General features: G+C 63.6%; 1 protein-coding gene. It reads left to right on the top strand.

From position 1 onward, the window contains the following. Positions 1 to 119 precede the first annotated feature (119 nt). Positions 120 to 429 (top strand): amidase family protein (locus EOA32_RS37865; RefSeq protein WP_245499545.1); only part of this gene is annotated, 310 nt, incomplete at its 3' end.

Below are 429 nucleotides of genomic sequence, written 5' to 3'. Positions count from 1 at the left end.
GGAATAGGGGAATAGGGGAATAGGGGAAAAAGGTACTGGCATCCGATGCGCGGAGTTCACGAAGTCTGATCTTCCCTACTTCCCTACTCCCCTATTTCCGTTCCGCAGGAAGGAACACCATGATGAGCCATTTGGACACCACCTTCCTGACCGCCTCGCAACTGGCGGCGGCGATCCGCGAGAAGAAGGTCGGCGCTGTCGAGGCGATGGAGGCGCAGCTTGCCCGCATCGCTGTCGTCAATCCGCTGCTCAACGCCATCGTCACCCTCGACGAGGAGGCGGCCCGCGCCGGAGCGAAGGCCGCGGATATGGCGGTCGCGCGCGGCGAGGCCGTCGGTCCGCTCAACGGTGTGCCGGTCACGCTGAAGGACGGCCATGCCACAGCCGGCATGCGCACCACCGTCGGTTTGGAAGCCTTTGCCGATCATG

The organism is Mesorhizobium sp. M1A.F.Ca.ET.072.01.1.1 (assembly GCF_004023325.1).
Taxonomy (GTDB): Bacteria; Pseudomonadota; Alphaproteobacteria; order Rhizobiales; family Rhizobiaceae; genus Mesorhizobium.
The sequence above is the reverse complement of the archived record's forward strand: the minus strand, read 5'-3'. Positions and strand labels throughout refer to the sequence as shown.